Source organism: Candidatus Binatia bacterium (assembly GCA_036563615.1).
GTDB lineage: Bacteria > Desulfobacterota > Binatia > UBA12015 > UBA12015 > DATCMB01.
Map to the genome: position 1 here is coordinate 353546 of DATCMB010000004.1, position 20035 is coordinate 373580.

Genomic DNA, 20035 nt, shown 5'->3' on the forward strand with positions numbered 1-20035 from the left:
CCGCTGCTGGCAGCGTTCCAGTTCCATGCCAGCCGCCGCGGCGAGCACCGCGTCGCCTGCGGGGCCTACGGGCGTTTTCTTAGGGGCGGAGAAGTGCCGGCAGCGCCGCGTGGAAAACTTGCAGGCGCGCTTGGCAGAACGGCGAGGAGTCCTGTGGAATTTACAGCGAGCGACGTACGTCGGATGCGCGCCGGTATGCCTCGCGACGCTGCACGCCGAGCTCTTGCACGGCTGCACGTGCCGCGGCCGCCACCGAGTCGCCGCTCGCGAGCCGCGCGCGCAGGAACGCGTCGAGATCGGCCGGGCGCGTGGCTGCGCTCGAGCGCGCGGGCTCGTCGCCGTCGCCCGCCGCGCCGCCGACCGCGAGGACGATCTCGCCGCGGATGCGCCCGGGCGAGCTCGGCTCGGCCTCGGGCTCGACCTCCGCGTTTGGCTTGACGTCCGCGTCCGACGCGTCGGCGTCGGTCTCGTCGACTTCCGTCTCGTCGTCGTTGCTCTCTTCGTCCGCGGCCGTTTCCGCGCCGGGGCTCGTCGCGAGCCGCGCCGCGAGCTCGCCGAGCGTGCCGCGACGGACCTCCTCGAAGCGCTTGGTGAGCTCGCGCCCGAGCACCGCGGGACGCTCGGCGCCGAGGATGTCGCACAGGTCGGCGAGCGCCGCGCCGAGGCGACGCGGCGACTCGAGGAAGACCAGCGTCTCGCGGCGTCCCGCGAGCTCGAGCAGCACGCGGCGGCGCGCCGAGCGCCGCGACGGCAGGAAGCCGACGAAGGTGAAGCGGTCGGTCGGCAGCGCGGCGCACGACAGCAGCGCGATCGGCGCGCACGGCCCGGGGACCGGCACGATCGGCACGCCGGCGTCGGCGGCGGCCCGCAGCAGACGGTAGCCCGGGTCGGCGATCAGCGGCGTCCCGGCGTCGCTGACCAGCGCGACGCTCTCGCCGCGCAGCAAGCGCTGCACGAGCTCGCCGGCGCGCTCGGACTCGACGTGGTCGTGGTAGGCGACGAGGCGACCGCGGATCCCGTGGTGCTCGAGCAGGACGCGCGTGCGTCGGGTGTCCTCGGCGGCGATCAGGTCGACCTCGCCGAGCACGCGCAGCGCGCGCAGCGTGATGTCGTCGAGGTTGCCGATCGGGGTGGCGACCACGTACAGCGTGCCGCGAGCGGGAGCGTCGGACGTCGGCATGAGCGCACGCTAGCAACGACGGCTCGCCTCGGCGACGCCGCGGTCTCCCGGCGGAGACCAGCCGGACCTCCGCCTGGTCGGACGATCGTCTTTTTGGCGAGCGATCGTTGTTCCTGACGCTTGCCCGCGCGGGATCGATGGGCGTACGTTCGCCTTCCCCCGAGCTTCGAGAAGGGAAGCGAGCGAACCAGAGCTGAACGAGGACCGCGGCTTCGCCGCCGCCTACGAGGTCCCGGGCGTGCTCGGCGAAGGCAGCTTCGGACGCGTCTACCGCGCGCGTCAGCGCTCCACGGGTCGCGACGTCGCCGTCAAGGCGTTGCGGCCCAACGCCCGCCCGCGGGCGCGCGAGAGCAAGTCGGCGGTCGAGCGCTTCAAGCGCGAGCTTCGCGTCGGCGCGCGGCTCGCGCACCCGAACGTCGTGCGCCTGATCGACTCGGGCGAGACCGCGAACGGCACGCTGTACGCGGTCTTCGAGCACGTGCCGGGCGTCACGCTGAAGGACCTGCTCGCGAACGAGGGACGGCTGTCGCTGCGCGAGACCACGCACCTCATGGCGCAGGTGCTCGACGCGCTGAGCTCCGCGCACGCGCTCGCCATCGTGCACCGCGACCTCACGCCGACCAACATCATAGCCCCGCCGAGTAGCCGTTCGCGCCGTAGATCAGAATCGGATCCGACACCGTCGCGCGCGTGCGATTCCAATACTGGTTCCAGCCGGCGCGCGGCGCGCGCGTGGCGGTTCGACGATTCGCACGCGGGCGTCCTGCACGCAGAGCGGAGCTCGGCTGCAGCAGCAGCGCGCACGACGCCGCCGTCGGCGTTCAGCGCCGCGGACGTTCGGCGTCCGCGGCGCCGCGCGCGTACCGGCGCTACGGCCGCGTCGCGGCGCTGCTCGACGACGTCTTCCACCAGCGCGAGGTCGCGCTGCCGACGCCGGCCGAGATGGACCAGCTGCACCGTCTGACGGTCGCGCTCATGCAGCGTCGCAGCATGCCGGCGAGCCACGCGGCGCAGCTCGCGATGGCGGACTGGATCGCGTCGCTCTACCTCGCGGGCAGCGAGGACTGGTAGGCCGCGCAGCGCGCGTCGAGCGCGGCGCGTCGGACGACGGCGCGGCGCGCGCTCAGTACGCGAGGAAGTGCGTCGAGCGTCCCGCGAAGTCGATCAGCGGGCCCCAGGCGACGCCGAGCACGAGGGTGCCTGCGGTGAGCAGCCCGAGCAGCAGCCCGTTGTGCCAGTCGAGCAGCACGGCGCCCTCGCCCCCCACGGGCTGGTCGAGGAACATCGTGCGCACGATGCGCGCGTAGTAGACCAGCGACACGACGCTGTTCAGCACGCCGATCACCGCGAGCAGGTAGAGCTGCTTCTCGACCACGGCGGCGAACAGATAGAACTTGCCGACGAAGCCGGCGAGCGGCGGCAGACCTGTGAGGGAGAACAGGAAGATCGCCATCGCCACCGCCGGAATCGCGCCGCCGCGCCACGCGAGCCCGCGGTAGCCGGCGACGTCCTCGCGCCCCGTCGCGTTCGCGACGATCATCACGACCAGGAACGCGCCGAGATTCATCAGGTAGTAGACGCCGACGTAGAACAGCATCGCGGTGAGCCCGTCGTCGGTCAGCACGGCGAAGCCCATCAGCATGTAGCCCGCGTGCGCGATGCTCGAGTACGCGAGCATGCGCTTGACGTTCTGCTGGTTCAGCGCCGCGAGGTTGCCGAACGTCATCGTGACGATCGACAGCACCAGCATGAGCTGGCTCCAGTCGACGCCGCCCACGAGCTGGTACATCCCGGCCCCCGCGGACGACGCCATCGCGGTGAAGAAGAAGCGGATCATCAGCGCGAGGCCGGCCGCCTTCGAGCCGACCGCGAGGAACGCCGTCACCGGGATCGGCGCGCCCTGGTAGACGTCGGGCGCCCACATGTGGAACGGGAACGCGGCGATCTTGTAGCCCAGCCCGGCGAGCGTCAGCAGCAGCGCGACGAACAGCGGCAGCGACACGCCGTCGCCCGACGCGAGCGCCGCGTTGATCGCGCGGAAGTCGAGGCTGCCGGCGAGCCCGTACACCCAGCTCATGCCGTAGATCATCGTGCCCGACGCGACGCCGCCGTAGATCAGGTACTTGAGCGACGCCTCGCCGGCGCGCCGGCTGTGGCGCATGAAGCCGGACAGCACGTAGGACGTCAGGCTGACGAACTCGAGGGCGAGGTACGCCATCAGCAGGTTCGTCGACGACGCCATGAACATCATGCCCAGCGCGCTCGCGAGCAGGATCGCCCAGTACTCGCCGGCGTTGTTGCGCTGGATCTCGCGCGAGCCGAGCGACATCCACACGGTGCCGAACGCGGCGAGCGCGATCAGCAGCTTGAAGTAGAGCGCGAAGCCGTCGAGCACGACCGCGCCGTTGTAGAGCGCGGCGCTGTCGGTCCAGAGAAGCCGCGTCGACAGCACGACCACGACGGCGAGCGTCAGCAGCGCCAGGTCGCCGAGCAGCTCTTTGCGCTTGACGACGAGGTCGAGCAGGAACAGCACGACCACCGAGCCGCCGAGCACCAGCTCGGGCAGGCTGTAGGCGAGGCTCGCGACGTTGCTCAGCGCCGATCCGTCCATGGCGTGGCTCGCAGCGACTCCGCGCTCAGGGCAGCGCGCCGGACGCGGTCGCGAGCGCGACCTGCGCCTTGCCCTGGACGACCGCGTTCAGGTGCACGAGCGAGGTGTTGATCAGGTCGAGCACCGGGTGCGGGTAGACGCCGAGCACGATGACCAGGATGCCGAGCGGCACCAGCGTGAACACCTCGCGCGCGTTGATGTCGGGCAGCCCGACGTACTTCTCGTTCGGCTTGCCGAGGTAGATGCGCTGCAGCGTCCACAGCATGTAGCCCGCCGTCAGCACGACGGCGCTCGCAGCGATGATCGTGATCGCCGGGTAGTGGCGCCAGCCGCCGAGCAGGACCAGCACCTCGGAGATGAACGCCGAAAGCCCCGGCAGGCCCATCGCCGCGAAGAACGCGAGCGCCGTCCAGCCGGTGTAGAACGGCATGATCCCGGCGATGCCGCCGAAGCCGTTGATCTCGCGGTGGTGCGCCCGGTCGTAGATCACGCCGACCAGGAGGAAGAGCATCGCGGTCACCGTGCCGTGGTTGAACATCTGCAGGACGGCGCCGTTGATCCCCTCCGCGGTGAGCGTCGCCATGCCGAACATGACGTAGCCCATGTGGCTGATCGACGAGTACGCGATCAGCTTCTTGAAGTCGGTCTGCGCCATCGCGCACAGCGCGCCGTAGACGATGTTCCAGGCGCCGAGCGCGATCAGGCACCAGAAGGCGAAGTCGAGCGTCGCCTGCGGCAGCATCGGGTAGTTGATGCGCAGGATGCCGTAGGTGCCCATCTTCAGCAGCACGCCCGCCAGGATCACCGAGATCGCGGTCGGCGCCTCGACGTGGGCGTCCGGCAGCCAGGTGTGGAACGGGAACGCCGGGATCTTGATCGCGAAGCCGATGAACAGCGCGATCCAGGCGAGCCGCTGGAAGCTCGTCGAGTAGGTCGACGAGCGCGACGCGAGCTCGAGCATGTCGAAGGTGTGCGGCTCGCTGTAGAAGTACAGGGCCAGCATCGCGACCAGCATCAGGACGCTGCCGACCATCGTGTAGAGGAAGAACTTGATCGCCGCGTACTCACGCCGCGGACCGCCCCAGATGCCGATGAGGAAGTACATCGGCAGGAGCATGACCTCCCAGAAGACGAAGAACAGGAAGAAGTCGAGCGCGCAGAAGACGCCCATCATCGCGGCGTCGAGGATCAGGAAAAGCGAAAAATACGCCTTCACCGCTCGGTCGATGCCCCACGACGCGAAGATGCACAGGAAGCACAGCAGCGCCGTGAGCAGCACCATGGTGATCGACACGCCGTCGACGCCGACGAAGTACTGGATGTTGAACGACGGGATCCACGGCACCTTGGTGACGAACTGGATCTCGTTCGTCGTGCGGTCGAAGTTCTGGAACAGCCAGATCGCCATCGCGAGCGGCGGGACGGTGAACGCCGCCGCGACGCTCTTGATCAAGGTGTGCGCGTTCCTCGGCAGGCACAGCACGACCGCCGCGCCGAGCACGGGCAGGAAGATCATCCACGTCAAGACGTTGGTCGGCATGCCTGAGCCCACCTCACAGTAGCCGCGCGAACATGATCACGACGACGCCGATCACGATCGCGTAGAGATACGAGTAGACGTGCCCGGTCTGGATGCGGCGCACGCGGTTGCCCATCCACATGGTGACCGAGCCGACCAGGTTGACGATCCCGTCGACGACGTAGCGGTCGAACGCCCCGTCCGCGGCGGACGCGAGACGCGTCACCGTCGCGGTCGCGTTGACCAGCCCGTCGATCACGACGCGGTCGAAGGCCGCGAGCGCGCGCGACAGCAGCATCGTTCCGCGCACGACCGTCGCCTCGTAGATCTCGTCGACGTAGTACTTGTTGAAGACGATCCTGTACGGCACGCCCGCCCACGCCTGGGTGAAGAACTCGGGCGAGATCGCCTTGCGCATGTACATCAGCCAGGCGAGCAGGATGCCGCCCATCGCGACCAGCACCGAGATCGTCATCAGGACGTACTCGAACGGGTCGTGCTCGACGTGGTGCAGCGTGTCGGCGACGGCGTGCTCGAGCTCCTTGACGACGCCGTGCGCGCCGGCCGTCGCGCCGTGCGCAGCCGCCACCTTCGCCGGCTCGAGCACCGGCGCGAGCCAGTTCTCGAAGACGTGGTGGCCGCCGAGCGCGCTCGGCACGTTGAGGAAGCCGACCACGACCGCGCCGAGCGCGAGGACGATCAACGGAATGGTCATGATCGCCGGCGACTCGTGCGGCTCGTGCGCCCCGCCGTGGTGTGCGTCGTGCGAGCCGTGCGCGTCGTCGTGGTGTCCGCCGTGCCCTCCGCGGTACTCGCCGAAGAACACCATGAAGACCTGGCGGAACATGTAGAACGCGGTGAGCCCGGCGGTCAGCGTGCCGAGCGCCCAGATCCAGCCCGCGCCGTACGGGCTCGACCACGCCTTCCAGAGGATCTCGTCCTTCGAGAAGAAGCCGGCGAACGGCGGCATGCCGGCGATCGCGAGCGTCGAGATCAAGAACGTCCAGAAGGTGATCGGCATGTACTTCCGCAGCCCGCCCATGCGCCGCATGTCCTGCTCGTGGTGCAGCGCGTGGATCACGCTGCCCGAGCCGAGGAACAGGCAGGCCTTGAAGAACGCGTGCGTGAAGAGGTGGAAGATGCCGGCCGCGTACGCGCCCACACCCATCGCGACCACCATGAAGCCGAGCTGCGACACCGTCGAGTACGCGAGCACGCGCTTGATGTCGTACTGCGTGGTGCCGATGGTCGCGGCGAAGAACGCGGTGGCGATGCCGATCGTCGCGATCACGGCGAGCGTCGCCGGCGCCATCGAGAACAGGAACGACAGGCGCGCGATCATGTACACGCCCGCGGTCACCATGGTCGCGGCGTGGATCAGCGCGGAGACTGGCGTCGGACCGGCCATCGCGTCGGGCAGCCAGACATAGAGCGGGATCTGCGCCGACTTGCCGGTCGCGCCGACGAACAGCATCAGCGTGACGAACGTCGGAACCGCGATGCCCCAGATGGTTTGACCGTCGAGCAGGTGGACGCGCTCGGCGATCTCACGGAAGACCAGCGTGCCCTGCCCCGCGCCGTCGAGCGCCCAGAACAGCGCGAACATGCCGACGACGAAGCCGAAGTCGCCGACGCGGTTGACGATGAACGCCTTCGAGCCCGCGCTCGCGTTCGCCCACTCCTTGTACCAGAAGCCGATCAGCGCGTAGGAGCAGAGCCCGACGCCCTCCCAGCCGACGAACAGCACGAGCAAGCTGTCGCCGAGCACGAGCGTCAGCATCGCCGCCATGAAGAGGTTCAGGTAGGCGAAGAAGCGCCAGAAGCTGGGCTCCTCGTCCATGTAGCCGACGGAGTAGAAGTGGATCAGCCCGCCGATCCCGGTGACGACGAGGATCATGACGGCGGACAGCGGATCGACCCAGAACGCGATGTCGAGCCGGAGCTGCCCGATGTGGATCCACTTCGACACCGAGTCGAGCAGGAAGCGCTGCGTCGGCTCGAGCGCGAGGAGCTGGCGGAACGCGGTGACCGCCAGGACGAAGCTGATCACCACCGGCACGCACGCGATCGCGGCGATCAGCGTCTTGCCGAAGGCCTTCTGCAGCCTGGCGCCGAACAGCCCGTTGATCGCGGCGCCGATCAGCGGCGCGAGGACGATCCAGCGAAGGTACGAGACTTCGATCGGATCCGACACGGCGTCAGTGCTTCCCTCGCTGGGTCGCCACGTCGCGCGTCAACCGCGCAACGTGTCGGTTGCCTCCACGTCGATGGTTTCGAACTGCCGATAGATGCCGAGCACGATGGCGAGGCCGATCGCCGCCTCCGCCGCGGCGAGCATGATGACGAAGACCGAGAACACCTGCCCGTCGTAGCCGCCGCCACCGAAGCGCGAGAAGGCGATGTAGTTGATGTTCGCGGAGTTCAGGATCAGCTCGATCCCCATCAGCACGCCGATCGCGTTGCGCCGCGTCAAAACGGTGAAGACGCCGGCGAGGAACACGATCAGACTGACGACGAGGTAGTGATGCAGCCCGATCTCGGTCACCCGCGGAGCTCCTTGCGCGACAGCACGATCGCGCCGACCAGCGCCGTCAAGAGCACGACCGAGGCGAGCTCGAACGGCAGCAGCCACTGGTTCAGGAAGGCGTCGCCGATGTGGTAGGTCGTCGGCGTCGCCTCGGGAAGCGGCTTGGTGTGCCAGGGCGCGCGGAACAGCGCGACGCCCATCCCGATGCCGACCAGCACCACCAGCGCGAACGCCGGCAGTCGTCCCACCGAGCGGTTCGATACCTGCACTTCCGAGATCTGGTGCGTCAGCATGATGGCGAAGAGCGTCAGCACGAGGATGCCGCCGACGTACACGAGCAGCTGCACGACGGCGACGAAGTCGGCGGCGAGGAAGACGAACAACCCCGACGCACCGAGCAGCGTCCCCATCAAGCACATCGCCGAATAGAAGACGTTGCGCGTGAACGCGACGCCGATGGCCGAGAGAACGGTGAGACCGGCGATCGCGTAGAAGAGAGCCGCGTAGATCACGTCAGCGCTTCACCGGGCGAGTCGTACGGGCGAGAGGCTTCATCCTTCGACCGTTGCGGACGCTGCGGACCCGGCGGACGTCGCCGGCCTCGCGGACGCTGCGGTTTTGGCGTCGCCGGGGCTAGCAAATTCGTCCAGGTACCTCAATCCGCGCGCCAGGATCGGCGCCACCTCGGGGTTGGTCTCCGGTCCCTTCGGCGGCTTGTAGGCGACCACCGGAGCCTTCACGAAGCGGCGCACCAGGCTCTCGAGCGAGTAGTCCGCGCCCTCGAACTCCGGCGTGTGGTGGATCGCGCCGGTCGGGCACGGCTCCGAGCAGAGGCCGCAGTACATGCACTTCGCCAAGTCGATGTCGAAGCGCCTGAGGATCATCTCCTTGGTCTGCTTGTCCTTCTCGGCCTCGATCACGATGCAGTCGATCGGACACGCGCGCTCGCACGCGAGGCAGCCCGTGCAGATCTCGAGGTCGACGTCGAGCAGCCCGCGGTAGCGGAACGGCAGCGTGTCCTGCACGCGCACGTCGACCCGGTCGGGGTACTGCACGGTGTACGGCTTGCGCACCAGGTGCGACGCCGTGATCGCCATTCCCTCGAAGATCGTCCCGAGGGTCTCGCGGATGTTCGCGATGTAGGAGGAAAGTCCCATCGTCTCCTCAGGAGATCGGGTTCAACCTCAGCTCGGGACGCGCGCGCCGGAGATGGAACGCCACCCGCGAGAAGAAGTACAGGACGAGCGCGACGCCGAACAGGAACATCGCGATCCGCACCGGCACGAGGCCGTTCGGGAACGCGACCACCCACAGCATCGCGCCGACCAGGTTCACGAACGAGATCGGCACCAGGTACTTCCAGCACACGGTCATGAGCTGGTCGACGCGCACGCGCGGCAGCGTCGCGCGGATCCACATCGCGACGAACACGAGGAAGTAGGATTTCAAGAAGAAGACGGCGAACTGCGCCAGCCCGAGGACGACCGCGTTGTCGGTGAACGCCGGCACCTGCCAGCCGCCGAGGAAGAGCGTCGTGCACAGGGCGCCGATGACGTACAGGTTGCCCCACTCGACCAGGAAGAAGAGCAGGCTGCGCAGCCCGCTGTACTCGGTGAAGGCGCCGGCGACGAGCTCGGACTCCGCCTCGGGCAGGTCGAACGGCGTGCGGTTCCCTTCGGCGAGCAGCGCGATGAAGAAGATCGGAAACGCGATGAACGTGAACGGGTTGTCGAACAGGAACCAGTCCCACGGCGCCCAGCCCTGCTGACGGATGATGCCCTGCATGCTGAGCGTGCCGGTCAGCAGGATCACGGTGTTGATCGCGATCGCCGCCGGGATCTCGTAGCTCACGATCTGCGCCGCCGAGCGGATACCACCGAGCAGCGCCCACTTGTTGTTGGACGACCAGCCGGCCATCAGGATGCCGACCACGACGAGCCCGGTGACGGCGGTGATGTAGAGCACGCCGACGTTGAGGTCGGCGATGATCAGCCCGTCACCGAACGGGATGCAGGCCCAGGCGCCGAAGAAGCCGATCATCGCGAGGTACGGCGCGGCCTTGAACAGCGGCTTGTCGGCCGCCGCCGGCACGATGTCCTCCTTGAGGACGTTCTTGACGCCGTCGGCGAGCCACTGGATGACGCCCTGCGGCCCGACCCGGTTCGGCCCGACCCGCGACTGGATGCGCGCCCACACGCGCCGCTCGAGCCAGCTCGTCACCCCCGCGATGAGCATGATGAAGTTCAGCACCACGAAGGCGAAGAAGGCGATCACGAGCACGTAGCCGACGGAGGTCGGAAGCCCGGCGAGGATGCCTTCGGCGAGCAGGCGGTCGGCGAATTGCTGCATCAGCGGTCGACCTCGGGAGCAACGATGTCGAGGCTCGCGATGACCGCGACCAGGTCGGCGATCATCAGGCCCTTGCTGAGCTCCTCGATGATCGCCATCGCGGCGAACGAGCCGGTGCGGATGTGAACGCGGTACGGGAACGCGGTTCCGTCGCTGACGACGAACCAGCCCATGTCGCCGCGCGAGCCCTCGACGCGCACGTACGCTTCACCGGGCGGAGGCTTGAAGGTGCGCGGCACCTTGGCGATCACCGGCCCCTCGGGGATGCCCTCGATCGCTTGCCGCACGATGCGGCAGCTCTCCTTCATCTCCCGGATGCGCACCATGTAGCGGTCGTACGAGTCGCCGAGCGTGCCGCGCTCGCCGGTGCCGACCGGGACGTCGAACTCGAACTCGGGATAGACCGAGTACGGGTCGTCCTTGCGCACGTCGTACTTGATGCCCGAGCCGCGCAGGTTCGGACCGACGAGGTTGTACGCGATCGCCATCTCCGGCGGGATGACCGCGACGTTCGCGAGCCGCTCGACGTAGATCTTGTTGAACGAGATGAGCTCGTTGTACTCGTCGATCAGCGGCTCGAAGCGATCGAGGAAGGTGAGCACGCGCCGCGCGAAGCCGGGCGGCAGGTCCCACGCGCAGCCGCCGATGCGCATGTAGTTGAAGGTCAGGCGCGCGCCGCAGAGCTCCTCGAGCAGATCGTTGATCCGCTCGCGCTCGCGCAGCGCGTGCGTGAACGGCGTCATCGCGCCGATGTCCATGCCGGTCGCGCCGACCGACAGCAGGTGGCTCGCGATGCGACCGAGCTCCGCGGCGATCACGCGACAGTACTCGCCGCGCCGCGGCACCTGGATGCCGGCGAGCGCCTCGCACGCCATCGCCCAGCCCTGGTTGCACTGCATCGCCGACACGTAGTCGACGCGGTCGGTGTACGGCATGAAGCCGTGGTAGCCGACCTTCTCGGCGATCTTCTCGATCGAGCGGTGCAGGTAGCCGATGTCCGGGATCGCCCGGCGCATCACCTCGCCGTCCGCCTTGACGACGAAGCGCAGCACGCCGTGCGTCGACGGGTGCTGCGGACCCATGTTGAGGGTCATCTCCTCGGTCTCGAGTCCGGCGGGTGTCTCGCGCTCGACGTCGATGTCGATGGCGTTCATGCTCATAGCTTGAGAAGGCTCTCTCGCCGGGTCGAGATGCCGTGGTACTCCTCGGGCTCGACGAAGTCCTTGCGCAGCGGATGTCCGACCCAGTCCTCGGGCATCAGCAGGCGGCGGAGATCGGGATGACCGGCGAAGCGCACGCCGAGCAGGTCGAACGCCTCGCGCTCGAGCCAGTTCGCGATCGGCCAGATGTGCGACACGGTCGGCAAGACCGGATCGGGACGCGGGGTGGCGGCGCGCAGCGCGATGCGGTGCCGGTGCTTGTACGAGAACAGGTGGTAGTAGACCTCGATCGTGTCCTCGCCCTTGCGGTCGACGGCGCTCAGGTTCGACAGGCAGTCGAACGCGAGCTCCGGCTCGTCACGCAGGAAGCGGCACACCTCGGCGACCGACTGCGGCTTCACGTCGCACAGGCTCCAGCTCGCGACCTTGAGCTCGGCGGACACCAGGTTGCCGAGCCGCTCGCGCAGCCGACGGTGGATGTCCGCGGCGTCCATGGTTGAGCGGCTCACGCGCTGGCGACGTCGGCGTCGGGCTCGGCGGGTTTCCGCACGAGCCAGCGCTCCTGCTGGATCTTCTCCTGAAGCTTGAGCAGCCCCTCGGTGAGCGCCTCGGGCCGCGGCGGGCAACCCGGCACGTACACGTCGACCGGGATCACCTTGTCGACCCCGTCGCACACCGAGTAGGCGAGCTGGAAGAGCCCGCCGCAGTTCGCGCAGCTGCCCATCGAAATCACGTACTTCGGATCGGGCATCTGCTCGTAGAGAAGCTTGGTGCGCAGCGCCATCTTGAGCGTCAGCGTGCCCGACACGATGATCAGGTCGGACACGCGCGGCGTCGCCCGCGGCACCGCGCCGAAGCGATCGAGGTCCGCCCGCGGCCCGCCCGTCTGCATCATCTCGATCGCGCAGCAGGCGAGGCCGAAGAGCATGTACCAAACGGACGATTTGCGCGTCCAGTTCAGCACCTCGTCCAGCTTCGCCGTGACCACGGTCTCGGGAACGCTGTTGATCAGCGACATGAGCTTCCTTTGAGTCCTCTCGGTTGAGTCCTCTCGTTTCGCGCGGCTTCAGCTCTAGCGCGCCACCTTCTTCAGCCAGTCGAGATCCTGCTTGGCCCACACGTAGATCAGGCCAACGAACAAGATGCCGATGAAGACCAGCAGCTCCGTCAAGACCAGCAGTCCGCGGCCGTCGAGCACGTACTGCTTGAACGCCGTGACGACGGGGTAGACGAACGCGACCTCTACGTCGAAGATCACGAAGACCAGGGCGATCAGGTAGAAGCGGATGTTGAAGTTGATCCAGGCGCTGCCCGACGGCGGCTCACCGCACTCGTAGGTCGTGAGCTTGCGCGCGTCCGGGTTGGCGGGGCGGAGCAGCCACCCGAGGCCCAACATCAGCCCCGCGGTGATCGCACCGAGAAGCAGGAAGACCAGGACGTTGGCGAACTGAAATTCCACTTCCGCTCCGTCGTCAGAGCTGCGCCCGAGGGATGACTACCAACCGCCCTCCCGTGCAGTCAATTGAATGGCCCCGAAACGATTGCACGATTGCAATCGTTTAGCGTTGCTTATTCACAAGAGAAGCAACGCGCTCGCGATACTCGCGCGAGAGCGGCAGCACGACGAGCTGCCCGGTGACGTCGTTCGGCGCGACGTAAAGCTCCGTGCCGTACACGTCGCAGAGGTCGCGATAATTCAACACCGTAGCTGGATCTCCCGCGGCGTGCACGCGACCGCGGCTGAGCAGCACCAAGCGATCGCAGTACATCGCGGCGAGGTTGAGATCGTGCAGCACTACCGCGACCGCAAGCCCCTCGCCGCGGCAGAGGTCGCGCACCAGGTCGAGCAGCAGCACCGCGTGGCGCAGATCGAGGAACGCGGTCGGCTCGTCGAGCAGCAGGATGCGCGGCTGCTGTGCGAGAGCACGTGCGAGCACCGCACGCTGACGCTCACCGCCGGAGAGGCGGTCGAGCGGTCGGTCCGCGAGCTCGAGCACGCCTGCACGCTGCATCGCGTCGTGCGCCGCGCGCAGGTCCTCGGCGCGCTCCCAGCCGAAGGGTCCGGTGTGCGGCGAGCGACCGAGCAGCACGAGCTCGCGCACCCGGATGGGAAACGCGAGGTGCGTCTCCTGCGGCACGAGCGCGATGAGGCGCGCACGCTCGCGCCGCGGCACCTCGGCGATGGGCCTGCCACCGAGCAGGACGTCGCCGTCGTCCGGCGCGCGCACCCCGGCGAGCACGCGCACGAGCGTCGACTTCCCCGAGCCGTTCGGACCGATGATGCCGAGCACCTCGCCCGGCGTGACGCGCGCGTCGACGGCGCTGAGCGCCTCGCGTCCGGAGTAGCGAACGCCGACGCGGCGCGCCTCGAGCACGAGCGAGCGAGGGAACGCGACCGCGCTCATCGCAGCGCGCCCGCCTCGTCGCTCGCCTGGCGGCGCAACAATAAGAGGAAGAACGGCCCGCCGCAGAGCGCGGTGACCACGCCGACCGGCAGCTCGGTCGAGCCGAGCACGCTGCGCGCCGCGGTGTCGGCGACCACCAGGAACGCGCCGCCCATCCACATCGCGGCCGGCAGCACGAGACGCTGGTCGGCGCCGACGAGCAAGCGAACGACGTGCGGCACGATGAGTCCGACGAAGCCGATCATCCCCGACACCGGCACCGCGCCGGCGACGAGCAGCGCGACCGCGAGGTAGACCGCGCGTCGCGCGCGCGCGACGTCGACCCCGAGGCTCGTCGCGCCCTCCTCGCCGAGACCGAGCGCGTTCAGGTCGCGCGCGCTCGCCGACAGCAGCACGAGCCCGACGAGCAGCGTCACCGCGGCGGCGAGCGTCCACGCCGCGCCGCGCACCGTGACCGTGCCGACGACCCACGCGAGGATGCCGTGCGCGCGGTAGAAGTCGGCGAGCGTGTTGATGAAGGTGATGACCGCCGCGGCGAAGGCGTTGAACACGACGCCGGTCAGGAGCAGCGTGTGCGGCGTCACCCGCCCGCTCGTGCGCGCGACGCTCTGCACCAGCACGGCGGTCGCGAGCGCGCCGAAGAACGCCGCCGCCGGCACCACGAGCAGAGACACCTCGCCCGCGAGCCCGAGCGCCGCGGCGCCCGGAATCGTCGTCGCGATCATCGCGACGATGCCGAGCAGCGCAGCGCCGCCCGAGATGCCGAGCACGTGCGGACACGCGAGCGGGTTCGAGAGCAGCGCCTGCAGCGCCGCACCGGCGAGACCGAGCGCGCCGCCGACCAGCGCCGCGAGCACGATCCGCGGCACGCGCGCGCCGAACAGGATGACGCGCGCCGGATCGTCGGGCGGCGCGAGCCACGCGGCGATCGGATCGACGCGCACCGGGCCGACCAGCGCCGCGCCGAGCATGACGACGAGCAATCCCACGAGTCCGACGGCGTGCAGTACCGCGAGCCGTTGCCCGGTGACGCGCGGCGCGAGCGCTTGCCGGTCGTCGCCACGAAGCATCGGCGCTCCGCTCACGCCGCTGGCCCCGGCGTCGCGTCGGCGGCGGCGGGCGTGCGCGCGCCGCTGGGGGCGTCGTCCGCGTGAATGAGATCGAAGAGCTGCTGCGCCCCGAGCCCGACGCGCGGTCCCGGGCGCAGCAGCGCATCCGACGACTGCGCGCGCAGCCGTCCGTCGCGCACCGCGGGCACCGACGTGTAGGGCCGCCAGTAGGCTTCGAGGCTCGCGCCCGCCTCGGAGCCCATCGCGCCGTCGATGATGACCTCCGGCGCCGCCGCGACCACGGTCTCGAGCGAGATCCGCGGCCACGTGCCCGGGCTCTGCGCGCCGACGTTGATCCCGCCTGCGATGCCGATCAGCTCGTCGATGAACAGCCCCTTCCCCGCCACGACCAGCGGGTCGTGGCCGACGACGAACAGCACCTTGCGCGGCTGCACGCGCGACGCGCGCTCCCGCACCTCCGCGATCTGCGCCTGGATGCGCTCGACGAGCGCGTTCGCGCCCTCCTCGTTGCCGACCCAGCGCCCGATCGTGCGGATCGCCTGCCATGTGTCGTCGAGCGTGAGCTCGCCGACGATCACCACCGGGACGCCGAGCGAGCGCAGCTGCTCGACCGCCGTCTGGTTGCCCGGCGTCGGCACGCCGATCACGACGTCCGGACGCAGCGCGACGATCGTCTCCACGCTCGGCGTCAAGTAGCTGCCGGCGCGCGGGATGCCGCGCACCTCGTCGGGCGGGTAGTCGCAGAACGTCGAGATACCGACCAAGCGGTCGCCGCGGTCGAGCGCGAAGACGGTCTCCGTCACCGACGGCACCAGCGACACGATGCGCTGGACTCCACCCGGCGGCGGCTCGGGGGACGCGTCGGCGCCGGGCACGGTTTTCGAATCGGCGTCGGCGGCCCCCGCTGCGACGGCCGGCTGCGCGACCGCGAGGAGAGACAACGTCAGCATCATGACGACCGCGAGCAGCACGGCGCGCGCGACGCGCATCGCCGACACCACCGCCGGGGGCACCGTCGCCGCGCGCGCCGTGGTCGCGCAGCGCGTACCGCGCGCCCGCCGCGCGCGTGCGCTCGTGTCAGCCCGCATCGCGTCGTCCCCGCGCGGCGGCCGCGCGCGCGACCAGGATCTCGGCGAGCGCCGGTGCGCTGCCGAAGTGCAGGTGCTGGTAGCCCGCGACGACGTTGCGCCAGGCCATGCCCTCGGCGCCGCTCGGCGCCTCGCCCGCGGCCGGCTCGGAGAGCAAGCGTACCTCCTCGCCGTCGACCACGGCCGGCTGCGGCCAGTCGACGAGCCGCGAGTGGCGGAACTCCTGGCCGCGCACCGTCAAGCAACGATCGTCGAGCGTCATGCGGGTCTCGCGGTAGCCGAGCGCGACGAGCCCTGGGCGCATCTCCGCGACGCCCGGAAAGACGCCCACCATCTCCTCCTCGCTGCCGTCGAGCAGTCGGATCGCGCGCTGCAGGACCATGAAGCCGCCGCACTCGGCGTAGATCATGCCGCCACGCGCGGCAAAGCGCCGGATCTCGTCGCGCAGGCCGCGCGCCGAGGCCAGCGTGCGCGCGTGCAGCTCGGGATAGCCGCCGCCCAAGTAGAGACCGTCGACGTCGGTCGGCAGGCGCGGCGAGGCGAGCGGGCTAAACTCGACGAGCTCCGCGCCGGCCGCGCGCAGGAGCTCGAGGTTGTCCTCGTAGTAGAAGCAGAACGCCTCGTCGCGGGCGACGGCGATGCGGCAGCGCGGCGGCGCAGACGCCCGCGAGGATGCGGACGTCCCCGCCGGTGGTGCGCCCTCGGACGGCGCCGGCGTCTCCGTTGCCGACGCTTCCGACGCAGGCGTGCGCGCGGACCACGCCGCCGCGTCCGCGCCGTCCGCACGCGCCACGCGTGTCCCCGCGCCGCGCTCGCGCACCAGCCGCAGCAGCGCGTCGACGTCGAGGTGCTCGCGCACCGCGCGCCCGAACGCCTCGTAGTCGCGCGGCCCGCTCGCCTCGCCCGCAAGGTGCAGCCCGAGGTGACGCTCGGGAATGTCGAGCGCCGGATTCGCCGGCAGCCCGCCGAGGACGACGACGCCCTCCGCCGCGCACGCGTCGCGGAGCATCGCCAGGTGTGCGTCGCCGCCGATCCGGTCGAAGACCACGGCCGCCACGTCGACGCTCTCGGAGAACGTCCGGAAGCCGCGCACCAGCGCCGCGACGCTGCGCGCCGCGGCGCTCGCGTCGACCACCAGCAGCACCGGCCAGCCGAGCAGCGACGCGATCTCCGCCGTGCTGCCGTGATCGCTCGCGCCGTCGACGCCGTCGAACAGCCCCATCATGCCCTCGACGACAGCGAAGTCCGCGTCGCGCGTCGTCTCGGCGACGAGCCGCGTCACGTATTGCGGCGAGGTGAGCCAGACGTCGAGGTTGCGCGCGCGACGTCCGGCGGCGCGCGTCAGGTGGCTCGGGTCGATGAAGTCCGGGCCGACCTTGAACGGCTGCACGCGCAGGCCGCGCGCGCGCAGCGCCGCGATCAGGCCGAGCGTGACCGTGGTCTTGCCGACGCCGCTCTGCGGCGCGGCGACGACGACGCCGGATGCGACCGTTTCACCCATGCTTGACGTTGCAGAATCGTCCGACGTGCGCCCCATCCTCAGAACGCCGCGCGTATGCCGGCGAGCGCGTTGATCGGCAGCGACGGGAAGCCCAGCACCTCCTCGTACTTGCGGTCGAAGAGGTTCGACACCTGCCCCCAGAGCGAGAACGTCACGTCGCGCAGGCGCCACGGCAGCAGGTACGCGGTGGCGAGGTCGACGCGCGTGTAGGCGGGGTTGGTCACGACGTCGCCAGTGACGGGATCGAAGTCCGGACGGTCGCCGACGTAAAAGACGTCGACCCGCACCTGGAACGCGTCGTCGTCCGCGAAGACGCGCGGCGTGTTGTAGCGCACGAAGGCGCTCATCTGGTTGTTCGGACGTCGCGTGACGCTGCCGGCGCCGCCCGCCGAGCTCAGGCCCAGGTAGGTGTACGCGCCGCCGAACGCGAAGCCGTAGCCGAGGTCGGCCTGGAGGATCGCCTCGACGCCCTGCGCATCGACGCGCCCGAGGTTCACCGGCGCGAACTCGAAGGTCTCGGGGTCGACGAGCACGGTCACGATGTCGTCGGTGACGCGGCGGTCGAAGTACGTGCTCGACAGCAGGACGCGGCCGTCGAACCACTGCAGATCGATGCCGACGTTCCACTCGGCGCTGCGCTCCGGATCGAGGTCCGGATTGCCGAAGCCCGGGAAGAACAGCTCGTTGAACGTCGGCGCGCGGAAGCCCTCGGCGTAGCTCGCGCGCAGACGCACGTCCGTCAAGTATGGCGGCCACGGCTCGAACGGCAGCCGCATCGCGATCGCGCCGGTCGGGCTCACGACGTCGCCGAACTGTTGGTCGTGGTCGTAGCGCACGCTGCCGAGCACGATCAGCCGATCGTCGAACAGCCGGATCTGCTCCTGACCGTAGACGCCGTAGTCGTTGCGCGAGACGTCGAAGGTCGTCTCGGGCGGATCGGAGAAGCTCGAGAACGAGCGCACGTGGGCGCTCTTGCGCGTGTACTGGAAGCCGAGCGTCGAGATCGACCAGCGCCACGCATAGTTCGCCTGCGCGTCGCCCTGAACGAGCTCGGACGGGATGGTCGAGCGCGTGTCGGCGCTGTTGCCCGGGTCGGGCGGGTCGTCGAAGCGCTGGTCGTCGCGCACGTAGGCGCCCGACAGACGATACGTCAGACCGTCGATCGGCGCGTCCTCCCAGCCGAGCTTCGCGAAGTAGAAGTCGTCGCGCAGGCGCGCGTTCGGATCGAGCACGCCGAGGAAGTTGCTCGCGTTCTGCAGACCGACGTCGCTGCCGACGTAGTGCAGGATCGCGTACAGCGCGGACGTGTCGGTCGGCGTCCAGTCGGCGCGCAGCGAGAAGGTCGTCGCCTCGTAGTCGTCGTTGTTGTCCTTCGCGGTGCCGCTCTCGTCGATCGGCACCGGCTCGCCGAAGCCGCCGGTGTAGATGTGCGTCGCCGAGCCCGCGATCCGGAAGAGGTCGGTCGCCGCGGAGAAGGTTCCGGTCTCGCGATCGGTCGAGCCGTTGCCGCCGGCGAGCGAGATCGCGCCCGACGCCGGCGTGTGGCCGCGTCGCGTGATCATGTTGATGACGCCGCCGACCGCCTCCGAGCCATACAGGCTGCCGCCGCCGCCGCGCAGCACCTCGACCCGATCGAAGCCCTCCGGCGTCAAGTTGGCGAAGTCGAACGCGCCGAGCGTGACGCTGTTCACCTGCACGCCGTCGATCAGCACCAGCACCTCGTCGGACTCGCTGCCGCGGATCGAGACCGAGGTGTTCGTCCCGCGCCCGCCGGACTGCAGCACCTCGACGCCGGCCACCGCGCGCAGCAGGTCACCGACCGTCTCGACCTTGCTCTCCTCGATGTCCTCGCGCGTGATCACGGTGACCGTCTGCGGCACGTCCGACAAGGGCTCGTCGGTGCGCGTCGCGGTGACCACCACGGGATCGAGGCGCGCGGTCCACGGACGGCTGCCGTCGGCCTGCGCGAGGAGCATCGGCACGTCACCCGACGCAGCCGTTTCGCCCAGCGCCGACGCATCACCCGACGAGGCCGCCTCGTCCTCCGCCGCGCGTGCCGCCGGCGCCGCCGCGCCGAGCACGGCGACGAGCAGCAGCGCGCTCAGCGCGACGCGCGGACGCGTCGCCGCCGAGCGTCTCCCGACCAGAATCGACACCTGCACTTGCCATCTCCTCCTCCGCGGTCGCGTCGACCTCGCGCGAAGCGCGCCGCGAAGCTCCGAGAGCCGGGTGCGACCCCGATCGGCGGAGCGGCCAGCCAAGCCGGCGGCACGTGAAGCCGCCGCCGAGCGAAAGAGACACGACGGCCGCAAGACGTGCGCGCCAGGCGTGCGGCGTCCGCCGCAGCCGCGCTGCGCTTCTCCGGTGTCGGTTTCCTGGTCGGCATGCGCCCCTCCACCTCCGAAAGGGTCCGCACGGAAATCCGATCAGGCAGGTCTCCTGGCTCGGGGATCGTCCTCGTCGCCACGCCTTCCCACCGTCCCGCCCGCTTGCACGGACGTTCTCGGCAGTGGCCTCGTGTGGCGCGAGTCCTCCCTCACAGTTGCGGGGCAGCGGGGGATTCTCACCCCCTTCCCTTTTCACCCGTTCGGGACCTGACCGGCGCGAACGCGGCTCTCTTACTGT

General features: G+C 69.6%; 18 protein-coding genes and 1 riboswitch. Of the genes, 1 reads left to right on the forward strand and 17 read right to left on the reverse strand.

Going from position 1 to position 20035, the window contains the following annotated elements:
• Nucleotides 1–160 precede the first annotated feature (160 nt).
• A complete protein-coding gene (rsmI, locus tag VIS07_01525; GenBank protein ID HEY8514175.1) occupies nt 161–1180 on the reverse strand; it encodes a 16S rRNA (cytidine(1402)-2'-O)-methyltransferase in 1020 nt (339 codons plus the stop codon).
• 732 nt (nt 1181–1912) lie between these two features.
• Here rsmI and VIS07_01530 point away from each other — a divergent pair.
• Complete coding sequence (locus VIS07_01530; GenBank protein ID HEY8514176.1) at nt 1913–2251, forward strand: hypothetical protein; 339 nt, start codon at nt 1913–1915, stop codon at nt 2249–2251.
• Nucleotides 2252–2303: 52 nt separating this feature from the next.
• Here the strand turns inward: VIS07_01530 and VIS07_01535 are convergent, their stop codons facing one another.
• The 16 genes from VIS07_01535 to VIS07_01610 form a co-directional block, all read right to left on the reverse strand.
• Entirely contained in the window at nt 2304–3791 is a 1488-nt protein-coding gene (locus tag VIS07_01535; GenBank protein ID HEY8514177.1) for an NADH-quinone oxidoreductase subunit N, read from the reverse strand.
• A 25-nt stretch (nt 3792–3816) separates the two neighbouring features.
• A complete protein-coding gene (locus VIS07_01540) occupies nt 3817–5331 on the reverse strand; it encodes an NADH-quinone oxidoreductase subunit M (GenBank protein ID HEY8514178.1) in 1515 nt (504 codons plus the stop codon).
• Nucleotides 5332–5344: 13 nt separating this feature from the next.
• Nucleotides 5345–7504, reverse strand: a complete 2160-nt coding sequence (gene nuoL / locus VIS07_01545) for an NADH-quinone oxidoreductase subunit L (GenBank protein HEY8514179.1) — start codon at nt 7502–7504, stop codon at nt 5345–5347.
• 39 nt (nt 7505–7543) lie between these two features.
• Nucleotides 7544–7855 (reverse strand): NADH-quinone oxidoreductase subunit NuoK, encoded by a 312-nt coding sequence (gene nuoK / locus VIS07_01550; protein ID HEY8514180.1) that lies wholly within the window; start codon nt 7853–7855, stop codon nt 7544–7546.
• A complete protein-coding gene (locus VIS07_01555) occupies nt 7852–8349 on the reverse strand; it encodes an NADH-quinone oxidoreductase subunit J (GenBank protein ID HEY8514181.1) in 498 nt (165 codons plus the stop codon). Before VIS07_01555 ends, nuoK begins: the two co-directional genes overlap by 4 nt.
• Nucleotides 8350–8388: 39 nt before the next feature.
• Nucleotides 8389–8994, reverse strand: coding sequence for an NADH-quinone oxidoreductase subunit I (locus VIS07_01560; protein HEY8514182.1), 606 nt, complete (start codon nt 8992–8994; stop codon nt 8389–8391).
• A gap of 7 nt (nt 8995–9001) precedes the next feature.
• Nucleotides 9002–10186 (reverse strand): NADH-quinone oxidoreductase subunit NuoH, encoded by a 1185-nt coding sequence (gene nuoH, locus VIS07_01565; GenBank protein ID HEY8514183.1) that lies wholly within the window; start codon nt 10184–10186, stop codon nt 9002–9004.
• Nucleotides 10186–11340, reverse strand: coding sequence for an NADH-quinone oxidoreductase subunit D (locus VIS07_01570; protein HEY8514184.1), 1155 nt, complete (start codon nt 11338–11340; stop codon nt 10186–10188). The genes nuoH and VIS07_01570 overlap by 1 nt, the downstream gene beginning before the upstream one ends.
• Nucleotides 11341–11342: 2 nt before the next feature.
• Nucleotides 11343–11855 (reverse strand): NADH-quinone oxidoreductase subunit C, encoded by a 513-nt coding sequence (locus tag VIS07_01575; protein HEY8514185.1) that lies wholly within the window; start codon nt 11853–11855, stop codon nt 11343–11345.
• Nucleotides 11852–12364, reverse strand: coding sequence for an NADH-quinone oxidoreductase subunit NuoB (gene nuoB, locus VIS07_01580; GenBank protein HEY8514186.1), 513 nt, complete (start codon nt 12362–12364; stop codon nt 11852–11854). Before nuoB ends, VIS07_01575 begins: the two co-directional genes overlap by 4 nt.
• Nucleotides 12365–12418: 54 nt before the next feature.
• Nucleotides 12419–12805, reverse strand: coding sequence for an NADH-quinone oxidoreductase subunit A (locus VIS07_01585; GenBank protein ID HEY8514187.1), 387 nt, complete (start codon nt 12803–12805; stop codon nt 12419–12421).
• Nucleotides 12806–12905: 100 nt separating this feature from the next.
• Complete coding sequence (locus tag VIS07_01590) at nt 12906–13751, reverse strand: ABC transporter ATP-binding protein (protein ID HEY8514188.1); 846 nt, start codon at nt 13749–13751, stop codon at nt 12906–12908.
• The gene (locus VIS07_01595) at nt 13748–14821 is read right to left on the reverse strand and encodes an iron ABC transporter permease (protein ID HEY8514189.1); all 1074 of its coding nucleotides are present in this window, start codon (nt 14819–14821) and stop codon (nt 13748–13750) included. The genes VIS07_01590 and VIS07_01595 overlap by 4 nt, the downstream gene beginning before the upstream one ends.
• Before the next feature lie 11 nt (nt 14822–14832).
• The gene (locus tag VIS07_01600) at nt 14833–15909 is read right to left on the reverse strand and encodes a cobalamin-binding protein (GenBank protein ID HEY8514190.1); all 1077 of its coding nucleotides are present in this window, start codon (nt 15907–15909) and stop codon (nt 14833–14835) included.
• Nucleotides 15899–17410 (reverse strand): cobyrinate a,c-diamide synthase, encoded by a 1512-nt coding sequence (locus tag VIS07_01605; GenBank protein HEY8514191.1) that lies wholly within the window; start codon nt 17408–17410, stop codon nt 15899–15901. The genes VIS07_01600 and VIS07_01605 overlap by 11 nt, the downstream gene beginning before the upstream one ends.
• Before the next feature lie 38 nt (nt 17411–17448).
• Entirely contained in the window at nt 17449–19572 is a 2124-nt protein-coding gene (locus VIS07_01610) for a TonB-dependent receptor (GenBank protein ID HEY8514192.1), read from the reverse strand.
• Between the two features lie 249 nt (nt 19573–19821).
• A riboswitch (cobalamin riboswitch) is annotated at nt 19822–20023 on the reverse strand.
• Nucleotides 20024–20035: the final 12 nt, after the last annotated feature.